At 75.7% G+C, this 9,072-nt stretch carries 7 protein-coding genes; 3 read left to right on the plus strand and 4 right to left on the minus strand.

What is annotated here, in order from left to right; all coding sequences use genetic code 11:
- Nucleotides 1-135 precede the first annotated feature (135 nt).
- From ECOMGDLI_RS34405 to mraZ, 3 genes are all read right to left on the minus strand, one after another.
- Nucleotides 136-753: a hypothetical protein gene (locus ECOMGDLI_RS34405; protein WP_088313853.1), complete on the minus strand. Its 618-nt coding sequence runs from the start codon at nt 751-753 to the stop codon at nt 136-138.
- Nucleotides 750-1,769: a 16S rRNA (cytosine(1402)-N(4))-methyltransferase RsmH gene (gene rsmH / locus ECOMGDLI_RS03710; protein ID WP_088313856.1), complete on the minus strand. Its 1,020-nt coding sequence runs from the start codon at nt 1,767-1,769 to the stop codon at nt 750-752. The genes ECOMGDLI_RS34405 and rsmH overlap by 4 nt, the downstream gene beginning before the upstream one ends.
- Nucleotides 1,770-2,020: 251 nt before the next feature.
- Nucleotides 2,021-2,452 (minus strand): division/cell wall cluster transcriptional repressor MraZ, encoded by a 432-nt coding sequence (mraZ, locus tag ECOMGDLI_RS03715; protein ID WP_088313859.1) that lies wholly within the window; start codon nt 2,450-2,452, stop codon nt 2,021-2,023.
- Nucleotides 2,453-2,993: 541 nt separating this feature from the next.
- Here mraZ and ECOMGDLI_RS03720 point away from each other — a divergent pair.
- From ECOMGDLI_RS03720 to ECOMGDLI_RS03730, 3 genes are all read left to right on the plus strand, one after another.
- On the plus strand, nt 2,994-3,950 hold the full coding sequence (locus tag ECOMGDLI_RS03720; RefSeq protein WP_088289341.1) for a MoxR family ATPase: 957 nt from the start codon (nt 2,994-2,996) through the stop codon (nt 3,948-3,950).
- Nucleotides 3,951-4,034: 84 nt separating this feature from the next.
- Nucleotides 4,035-5,369, plus strand: coding sequence for a DUF58 domain-containing protein (locus ECOMGDLI_RS03725; protein WP_088313862.1), 1,335 nt, complete (start codon nt 4,035-4,037; stop codon nt 5,367-5,369).
- Complete coding sequence (locus ECOMGDLI_RS03730) at nt 5,366-7,777, plus strand: DUF3488 and transglutaminase-like domain-containing protein (RefSeq protein WP_088313865.1); 2,412 nt, start codon at nt 5,366-5,368, stop codon at nt 7,775-7,777. Before ECOMGDLI_RS03725 ends, ECOMGDLI_RS03730 begins: the two co-directional genes overlap by 4 nt.
- 30 nt (nt 7,778-7,807) lie before the next feature.
- Here ECOMGDLI_RS03730 and ECOMGDLI_RS03735 read toward each other — a convergent pair.
- Nucleotides 7,808-9,072 (minus strand): cytochrome P450 (locus ECOMGDLI_RS03735; protein ID WP_233153301.1); only part of this gene is annotated, 1,265 nt, incomplete at its 5' end.

Genomic DNA, 9,072 nt, shown 5'->3' on the forward strand with positions numbered 1-9,072 from the left:
TCGTACGACGCGCGGCAGGCGCGGCACCGCGCGCGTCGCGCGGTCCCGTCCCCCGTGTCCCGTCCGCCACCGGTCGCCTCCTGGCCTGGAGTGGCCGCCGGGGCGGCCGTCATTCGCGCCTCCCGGCGCCCGTCGTCAGTTCGTCGGCTTGCTCGTCGCCTTCGTCGTCGCGGTGCCGGACCTCGTGCCCGGCTTCGTGCTCTTCTTCACCGCGGTGCCGCCGGCCTTCGCCGTCGACGCGGCGGACGGCTTCGTCGCCGTCTTCGCCCCGCTCTTCGCCCCCGTCGAGCCCTTGGCCGACGGGGTCGGCGTGGCCGCCGCAGGCTTCTTCACCGTAGGTGACGGCTTGGCTACGCCAGCGGCAGGCACGCCGAGCACCTTGCCGTCGGAGGCCCGCAGGAACGCCGGGTTCGGCGCCGGCACCATGCCGTACTTGCTCGCCTGGGCCGCGAGGTTCTGCGGGGCCTGGAGCCGCTCGAGCTCCTCCTGGAGCGCCTGCTGCTGCTCCCCGAGCACACGCGCCTGGCTCTGCGCACGCTGCAGGGCGTAGGCCCCGCGCTCGAGGCTCATCTGCACGAGCAGCAGCGTCACGAGGCCCGCGACGAGCAGGGTCGCGCAGGCGACGACGGCGCCCGCCCGGGACCGGGCGTGGGCCGGTGCCGCGACGACCCGCAGCCGCGGCGGCGCCGGGACCGGTCGGGCCGCCGGGCGCGCGTGGCGCGTCGGCATCCGGACGGCGGTGGACTGGCTCATGCTGCATCCCCTCTGGTGTGCGTGCGCCCCCTGGCGGGCGCACCCCCCCGGCCGGCCCTGACCCGCTCGGCGGCGCGCAGTCGCACCGACGCCGCGCGGGGGTTGGCCGCGATCTCCGACTCCGTCGCCGTCTCCGCCCCGCGGGTGAGCAGCCGGAGCACGGGTGCGTGCTCGGGCAGCTCGACCGGCAGGCCGGGCGGCGTGGTGCTGCGCGCCCCGTCGGCGAGGGCGTGCTTGACGATGCGGTCCTCGAGCGAGTGGTAGGCCATGACGACGACCCGGCCGGAGACGGCCAGGGAGTCCAGCGCGGCCGGCACCGCGCGCTCGAGGACCTCCAGCTCGCGGTTCACCTCGATCCGCAGGGCCTGGAAGGTGCGCTTGGCCGGGTTGCCCCCCGTGCGCCGGGCCGGCGCCGGGATGCTGTCCCGGATGAGCTCGACGAGCCGGGCGCTCGTCTCGAACGGTGCGACGGCGCGGGCCCGGACGACGTTCTCCGCGATCCGGCGGGCGAACTTCTCCTCGCCGTACCGGGCGATGACCCGGGCCAGGTCGCGCACCTCGTACGTGTTGAGCACGTCCGCCGCCGTCGGGCCCGTCGTCTGGTCCATCCGCATGTCGAGCGGCGCGTCGACGCTGTACGCGAAGCCGCGGCCCGCCTCGTCGAGCTGGAGCGAGGAGACGCCGAGGTCGAGGAGCACCCCCTGCGCCGGGCCGAGCCCGAGCCGCTCGAGGACGGCGGGCATCTCGTCGTAGACCGCGTGCACGAGGCGGACCCGCTCCCCGAACGGCGCGAGCCGCCGGCCGGCGAGCTCGAGGGCGTCGGGGTCGCGGTCGATGCCGACGAGCACCGCCTGCGGGCAGGCCTCGAGGAGGGCCTCGCTGTGACCGCCCATCCCGAGCGTGCCGTCGACGACGACGGCGCCCGGCTCGGCGAGGGCCGGGGCGAGCAGGGCGACGCAGCGGTCGCGCAGCACCGGCACGTGCCGGTCGCGCGCGTCACCCCCGCTGCCCGTCATCTCGACCCTTTCCTCCCCCGGTGGACCGGGACCTCGTGCTCCTGCTCGTGCGTGCTGCTCTTTCGTGCTGCTCGTCCCCGCCCGGCGTGTCGCGGAACATCGCCGGGAGGTGCTGCCCGGGTACGGCCCGGCCGCCAGGTCCCCATCCGCCCGCCCTGACGGCCTGACACCGGGGAAGGTGAGTCAGGACGTCACGGGCGGCTGGAGACCTCGCGGCCGGATCAGTCGGGTCGTGCGGTGGTGCCGGGTGGTCAGAACAGGCCGGGGACCACCTCGTCGGTCTGCTCGGCGAACGCCTCCTCGGATGCGGACAGGTAGGTCTCCCAGGCCTGGAGGTCCCAGATCTCGACCCGCTCACCGGCACCGATGACGGCGCAGTCGCGCTCGAGACCCGCATAGCTGCGCAGGAGCGGCGGGATGGTGACCCGCCCCTGCCGGTCGAGCTGCTCGTCGCTGGCCCCGGAGAGGAAGACCCGCAGGTAGTCGCGCGCCTGCTTGCTCGTCACCGGTGCCTGCCTGAGCTGCCCTGCGATCCGTTCGAACTCGGCGACCGGGAAGACGTAGAGGCAGCGTTCCTGCCCCCTCGTCACCACGACGCCGCGCTCGAGCTGCTCGCGGAACTTCGCCGGAAGGATCAGCCGCCCTTTCTCGTCGAGCCGGGGGGTGTGCGTGCCGAGGAACACGGCCGCCTCCCTCCGGTCCCGCCGGCGACCGTGGCCTTCGGTCGCTGGACGAGCCATTCCGCTCCAACGCCCCCCACAGTACTCCACTTTCCCCCACGGTCAACGATGAAACGCCCCCGATCTGGATCCGCGCGCGGCATCTGCGCAGGTCAGAGGGGTGGTGCGCAGGTGGGGGGCGTCACCCGTCCGGCCCATGCCAGGGCGGGGCGATCCGGGCGAACCGGCACGCCGACGGGCCCTTGGGAGGGCCGGGAGGGCCTCTGAGACCGGTCGGTGGGGCGAAGTGGGGGACTCCGGGGGCGGCGAGTGCCCGGGCCGATTCGTCGCGATCGGAGAAGATCGGGGAGGATCGGTGACGATCGACGCAACCCGGTGGGCGGGCACGGCGTCCTCAGCCCGGACAGGCTCCTGGCCGGGCCGGCCGTGAACGAACGCCGGGGTCGCGCCGTTGTCAGGGATGACGCCGGGCAGCCACCTGAGAGACTGTGGTCACGCCGCTGGGCACGAAGCAGAAGGAGACGGTGTGAGCACACCTGCCCCCATGTCGCTCGACGACCTCGTCCGCGCGACCGGCGCCATCCGCGCCGCCGTCGAGACGGTCGTCGAGGGCAAGCCCGACGTCGTCCGCCTCTCGGTGACCGTCCTGCTCGCCGAGGGGCACCTGCTCCTCGAGGACGTCCCCGGCGTCGGCAAGACGATGCTCGCCAAGTCGCTGGCGCGGGCCGTCGGCTGCTCGGTGCGCCGCATCCAGTTCACGCCCGACCTGCTGCCGAGCGACGTCACCGGCGTGAGCATCTACAACCAGGAGCGGCAGGACTTCGAGTTCAAGCCGGGCGCCGTCTTCGCGAACGTCGTCGTCGGGGACGAGATCAACCGGGCCTCGCCGAAGACCCAGTCCGCCCTCCTGGAGTGCATGGAGGAGCGGCAGGTCACCGTCGACGGCACGACGTACCGGCTCCAGCCGCCGTTCATCGTCATGGCGACCCAGAACCCGGTCGAGATGGAGGGCACCTACCCCCTCCCCGAGGCGCAGCGCGACCGCTTCATGGCCAGGTTGTCGATGGGCTACCCGTCGGCCGCCGCCGAGGTCGACATGCTCGAGCGGCACGGCGAGCACGACCCGCTGTCGGCGCTCGCCCCGGTCGCGGACGCCGAGCTGGTCCGCCGGCTCATCGCGACCGCGCGGGCCGTCTACGCCTCGGACGCCGTCAAGGAGTACGTCGTGTCGCTCGTCCGGGCGACCCGGTCCACCGCGGACCTGCGCCTCGGCGCCTCGCCGCGCTCGGCCCTGCACCTGCTGCGGGCCGCGAAGGCGCACGCCGCGATGGAGGGCCGCCAGCACGTCCTCCCGGACGACGTCCAGGAGCTCGTGCACCCCGTGCTCGCGCACCGGCTCCTGCCGAGCGCCGACGCCCAGCTCGCCCGGCGCTCGCCCGAGGAGGTCCTGTCGGGCCTGCTCGCGCACGTCGCCATCCCGAGGTCGCGCGCCACGGCGTGACGCCCGGCCGCCCGACGGGCTCACAGGAAGGCATGGCAGCGTGTCGACGATGAGTGCACCGACCAGCGCACCCGGGGGCCGTCGATGAGAGACCTGCGGTCCTGGCTGCGCCCGGCGCTGTCCGGGCTCACGACCCGCGGCCGGTCCTTCCTCGCGGCGGGCGGCGCTGCCGCGGTCTGCGCGGTCGTCCTCGGCCAGCAGGACCTCCTGCGGGTCGCCGTCCTGCTCGCCGCCCTGCCGCTCGGGTGCGCGATCGTGCTCGGCCGGTCGCGGTACCGGCTCGCCCTGACCCGGACGATCACCCCGCAGCGGGTCGTCGCCGGCACGACCGCCCGGGTGCGCCTGGAGCTGGAGAACCTCACCCGGCTCGCCACCCGCGTCCTGCTCGCCGAGGACCGGGTCCCCTACTCGCTCGGGCCGTCGCCGCGGTTCGTCCTGGCCCGGCTGCCCGGCGGCCGCCGCGCCGCGGTGACCTACTCGCTGCGCTCGGAGGTCCGCGGCCGGTACAGCGTCGGCCCGCTCCGGCTGCGCCTCACCGACCCGTTCGGGATGTGCGAGCTGACCCGCTCGTTCACCGCGACCGACCCGCTCGTCGTCGTCCCGCGGACCTGGCCGCTCTCCCCCGTCACCGCGGGCGGCCAGTGGTCCGGCAGCGGGGAGTCGCTGGCCCGCAGCGCCGCCGCGAGCGGCGAGGACGACATCGCGACCCGGGAGTACCGCTACGGCGACGACCTGCGCCGGGTGCACTGGCGCTCGACGGCGCGCCGCGGCGAGCTCATGGTCCGTCGCGACGAGCAGCCGCGGCAGATGCGCGCGACCGTCCTGCTCGACGTCCGGCCGCAGGCGCACCGCGGCGAGGGCCCGGCGTCGTCCTTCGAGTGGGCGGTGAGCGCCGCGGCGTCCGTGGCGGTGCACCTCGCCGGGCAGCGCTACGGCGTCCGGCTCGTCGTCGACGAGCGGCCCGCCGGCTGGACCGGCCCCTACAGCGGGGACGGCGCCGGCCAGCTCCTCGACGAGCTCGCCGTCGTCGACCTCGGCGACGCCCCCGACCTCAACGGCGCGGTGACCGCGATGGCCCGCACCGGCGGCGACGGGCTCGTCGTCGCCGTGCTCGGCGAGTGCGGCGAGGAGGAGGCCACGGCGCTGGCCCAGATGGGCCGCCGGGCCGGCCGCGGGATCGCGATCCTGCTCCGGACGACGGCCTGGGGCCCGGCGACCGACCGCGGGAGCGCCGAGGCCGACGAGAACCGGCGCCGGGCGGCGGCCGTGCTGCGCTCCGGCGGTTGGGTCGTCACCGAGGCCGGCCCCGAGGAGACCGTCCGGCAGGCCTGGGACCGCGTCGCCGACGCCCGCCCCGGGACCGAGTTCCGGCTCGCCCCCGTGCCCGCACCGCTCCCCGGCGCAGGAGGTGCCCGATGAGCTCCACGACCCAGGCCCGGCTGACCCTCGCGTCGGTCCTCGCGACCATGCTCGCGGCGCTCACGCTGAGCCCGCTCGTGCGCGGCAAGGCCTGGCTCGTCGCGGTCTTCGTGCTCGTGGCCGTCGTCGCCGGTGTCGGCGCCGCCGTCCGGCAGGTGACCCGCTCCTGGCTCGTCGTCCTGCTCGCCCAGCTCGCGGCGTTCGCGCTCGCGGTGACGGCGCTCTTCGCCCGCAACGCGGCCCTGTGGGGCGTGCTCCCCGGCCCGGAGGCGTGGCGCGCCCTCGCCGAGCTGGTCCGGGCCGGCGTCGAGATCACCGAGCAGGACGGCCCACCGGTCGAACCGGCCCGCGGCCTCATCCTGCTCGTCGCCGGCGGCGTCGGCCTCGTCGGGCTCGCCGTCGACGTCCTCGCCGTCTCGCTGCGCCGCCCGGCCGTCGCCGGCCTGCCGCTGCTCGCCGTCTACTGCGTCCCGGCGGCGGTGCTGCCGGACGGCGTCTCGTGGGTCTGGTTCGTCCTCGGCGGTCTCGGCTACCTGCTCCTCATCGCCGCGGACGCCACCGACCGGATCCGCGGCTGGGGCCGGGTCCTCGGCAACCTCGGGCCGGACGGCGAGGGCCGGACGATGTCCGGCGGACCGCTGAGCGGCGCCCGCCGGATCGGCGTCGGGGCGCTCGCCGTGGCGGTCCTCGTGCCGCCGCTCGTGCCCGGGCTCGGGGAGCAGATCCTCGGCAACGGCTCGGGCTCCGGTGACGGCAAGGGCAACCGGCAGATCGCCGTCGTCAACCCGATCCTCACCCTCCGCGAGGACCTCAACGACCGCGCCGACATCACGGTGCTCACGTACAAGCTCTCCGGCGACCAGCAGCCCGAACCGCTGCGGATCGTCGCGGACACCCAGTACCGCGGCGACAAGTGGGAGCCGCCGACGGACCGCAAGATCCCCCGCGACAACACGGTGCAGACCCAGATGGGTACCCCGCCCGGCCTGACCGCGGCGGTCGCCACCGAGCGGCTCCAGATGTCGGTGACGGTCAACGACTACAAGCAGAACTTCCTCCCGCTGCCCTACCCGGCGTACAAGGTCGACATCGAGGGCGACTGGCTCTGGGACGCCTCGACCCTCAACGTCGTCGGCAGCGGCACGGACACCCGCAACAAGCAGTACGAGGCCTACTACTACGACGTGCAGCCGACGGCCGAGCAGCTCCAGGCCGCCGGCCTGCCGCCGCAGAGCGTCAGCGACGAGTACACCAAGCTGCCGGCCGACTTCCCCGCCACGCTCCGCGACACGGCGCGGGAGGTCGCCGGCGACGGCTCGGACTACGAGCAGGCGACGGCGCTGCAGAAGTACTTCCGGGACGGCGGCTTCCGCTACGACACGAACGCACCGGTCGGCACCGGCTCGAACGACGGCAGCCAGGACGTGCTCGTGCAGTTCCTGCGGGTCAAGCGCGGGTACTGCGTGCACTTCGCGTCGGCGATGGCCGTCATGGCCCGGGCGCTGAACATCCCGGCGCGGGTCGCGGTCGGCTTCCTGCCGGGGAGCAAGGGCGCGGACGGCACCTACACCGTCAGCCTGCGGGACGCGCACGCCTGGCCCGAGCTCTACTTCGACGGCGTCGGCTGGGTGCGGTTCGAGCCGACCCCGGCCGGCCGGGTCGCCCAGGTCCCCGGCTACACGACGGGGGTCCAGGAGCCCGAGGAGACGCCGACGGAGACCGAGACGCAGACCTCGGAGCCGTCGAGCAGCGCGTCGTCCGCGCAGCAGCGCACCGGTGCCCCGGACGAGAACCTCGGCCCGGTGGAGCAGGCGCCGCTGCTCGAGCGGATCGTCGCCGCGATCCCGTGGCGCGTCGTCCTCGCCGTCCTGCTCCTCGGGCTGCTCGGGCTCGTCCCACTGCTCGCCGCGACCGTCGTCCGGCGGCGGCGCTGGCGGCGGGCGGTGACAGCGTCCGCGCGCGCGGAGGCCGCCTGGGAGGAGCTGCGCGAGCGGCTCGCCGACCTCGGCGTCCGGTGGGCCTCGTCGTGGACGCCGCGCGCCCTGCAGCGCCGCCTCGCCGACGACCACACCCTCGGCGGGAGCGAGCGCGGGGCGCTCGGCCGGCTCGTCGACGACGTCGAGTCGGCCCGCTACATGCCGCCCGGCGCACCGGGCCGCGACCCGGACGAGATGGGCGAGGACGTCCGGACGGTCGCCGCCGGGGTCGCGCTCACGGTGCCCAAGGGTGCCCGGCGGCGGGCCCGCTGGTTCCCGCGGACCGGGGTCGAGGTGCTCGGCGGCATCGCCCGCAGCGCCGACGTCGCGGCCGACGAGGCCGGACGGCGGGCGGCGGCGCTCGGTGCCCAGGTGCGCCACACGGTCGGCGTCGGCCGGCGCAGCGGCCCGGACGACGGCCCGCAGGACTAGCGGGTTCCCGGTCCGGTGCGGTGCGGCTGCTCAGCCGCGCCGCACCCGGACCGGCAGCCGGAGCATCCCGCGGATCGTCGTCCCCGGGCGCCGGACGGGGCGACCCGCCGGTTCGAGGTCCAGCCGGGCGGCGAGGGTCGCGAGGGCGACCTCGCCCTCGAGCCGGGCGAGCGGCGCCCCGACGCAGTAGTGGATGCCCGCCGAGAAGGCGAGGTGCTCGACGGCGGGCGTCCGGAGCAGGTCGAACCGGGCCGGGTCCGGGTGCACCGCGGGGTCGCGGTTCGCCGCACCGATGAGGGCGACGACCCACTGGCCGCGCCGGACCGGGACGCCGCCGAGGTCGAGCGGCGCGTGCGCGACCCGGGCGGTCCGTTGCACGGGCGGGTCCTGCCGGAGCGTCTCCTCGACGGCGGCCGCGGCCAGGCCGGGGTCGGCGCGCAGCAGCTCCCACTGCTCGCGGTCGGCGAGCAGGGCGTGGACGGCGTTGCCGACGAGGTTGACGGTCGTCTCGAACCCGGCGACGAGGAGGAGCTGGACCAGCGGCAGCAGCTCGGCGGCCTCGATGCCGTCGCCCTCGTGCGCGACGAGATGGCTGATGACGTCGTCGCCGGGGTCGGTCCGCCGCCGGACGACGAGGTCGCCGAGCAACGTCGTGAGCGCCTGCTGGGCGGCCATGAGGTCCCGGGCGTGACGCAGCGACCGGATGCCGTCGAGCGCGCTGCCGATCGTCGTCCCGTAGCGGGCGAAGCGTGCGCTGTCGGCGTCCGGGATGCCCAGCAGGTCGGTGATGACGGCGATCGGCAGCGGTGCCGCGAGGGCCGCGACGAGGTCGAACGTGCCCCCGGCCGCGGCGTCCTCGACGAGGCGGTGGGTGAGCTCCTCGATCCGGGTGCGGTAGGCGGCCATCCGGCGCGGCGTGAACGCCGGGGCCGCGAGCCGGCGCAGCCGGGTGTGGTCGGGCGGGTCGCGCTCGAGGAACGACAGGTCGATCCCCTCGCTGCGGTCGGGCGCACCCGGCGCCCGGACGCCGAGCCGGCGGTCCCGCAGGGCCTCGCTCGTCACGGCGTGCCCGGTCGTGACCCAGTTGCCGAGCCGGGTCGGGGCCATCGGGCCGTGCACGCGGAGCTCCTCGTAGACCGCGTACGGGTCGACCCGGCCGGGGCGCAGCATGAGCCGGGCCATCGGGTCCCGCCGGCCGTAGCCCTGCCAGGCGGTCGCGGCGCGCTGCGCGTACAGCACGCCGGCGAACCGCGCGACGTCCGTCACGGTGCTCATCCCCGCCCCACCCCCACGGG

The sequence above is a fragment of the Kineosporia sp. R_H_3 genome, from assembly GCF_002198675.1.
In the GTDB taxonomy this organism is placed as follows: domain Bacteria; phylum Actinomycetota; class Actinomycetes; order Actinomycetales; family Kineosporiaceae; genus R-H-3.

Bases quoted from the DNA above. Each gene is read 5' to 3' on its own strand.
- ECOMGDLI_RS34405 (WP_088313853.1), bottom strand. From the start codon at position 753: ATGAGCCAGTCCACCGCCGTCCGGATGCCGACGCGCCACGCGCGCCCG.
- rsmH (WP_088313856.1), bottom strand. From the start codon at position 1,769: ATGACGGGCAGCGGGGGTGACGCGCGCGACCGGCACGTGCCGGTGCTG.
- ECOMGDLI_RS03720 (WP_088289341.1), top strand. From the start codon at position 2,994: ATGTCGCTCGACGACCTCGTCCGCGCGACCGGCGCCATCCGCGCCGCC.
- ECOMGDLI_RS03725 (WP_088313862.1), top strand. From the start codon at position 4,035: ATGAGAGACCTGCGGTCCTGGCTGCGCCCGGCGCTGTCCGGGCTCACG.
- ECOMGDLI_RS03730 (WP_088313865.1), top strand. From the start codon at position 5,366: ATGAGCTCCACGACCCAGGCCCGGCTGACCCTCGCGTCGGTCCTCGCG.